Below are 681 nucleotides of genomic sequence, written 5' to 3' on the forward strand. Positions count from 1 at the left end.
ACGTCTCGCCACCCACCGACTGCCAGCCGGAAACAGGCTCCTGGACGGAATCATCCACAGGTTCAGATTCATCCGCGGGGCTGGGATCAATCGCAGATTCAAAATCGCCAGTGCTTTCCAAGGAACTCGTCGAACCAGCATTATCCCCACTCTCGACGTCCCCGACGGTCTCGGAAGTCTCAGCAGAATCGGTTTCCTCGGATGCTTTGGATTCCTTCAAAACATCTGTGTCCCCAACCGCCGGATCACCAGATTCGGCAGCAGCGTCCGAGCTCACCGATGCCGCAGTGGAACTTGTATACGTCGGCACTGATACGGGATCTTGCACACCTAGTGCCACATGCGGAAAGACCAATCCTTGCATCACGGTCAGCCCCAAAATCACGACCGCAAATCGTTTCGCTCCCATTTTCGGCATACCCATGGCGACGACTCCCTCCATTCCCGCTACCTATGCAGAATGTCACGCAATAATGTACTCGCGTTACACGACCTTAGTCTCTGCAATCAGCATGCAACTTTCTCTTTCGAATCGTCGCGCCGACAGATTCCGAATACACTGTTACTTACGGGCACCCTTAGAGAGGAGAGGTATAGACCATGATCCGGCGCAAAACTAACGTTCTTGTTGTGGTGTGTGCGGTGGCGGCGTTCGCCGCGTGCCTGGCGATGACGCCGGGA

1 protein-coding gene is annotated in these 681 nt (G+C 55.2%); it reads right to left on the reverse strand.

Annotation, left to right across the window (positions count from 1 at the left end; genetic code table 11):
• On the reverse strand, window positions 1-424 hold a 424-nt coding region (locus tag OU11_RS08530), incomplete at its 3' end, for a hypothetical protein (RefSeq protein WP_206538233.1).
• Window positions 425-681 lie beyond the last annotated feature (257 nt).

It is taken from the genome of Bifidobacterium pullorum DSM 20433, from assembly GCF_000771405.1.
GTDB classification, from domain to species: Bacteria; Actinomycetota; Actinomycetes; order Actinomycetales; family Bifidobacteriaceae; genus Bifidobacterium; species Bifidobacterium pullorum.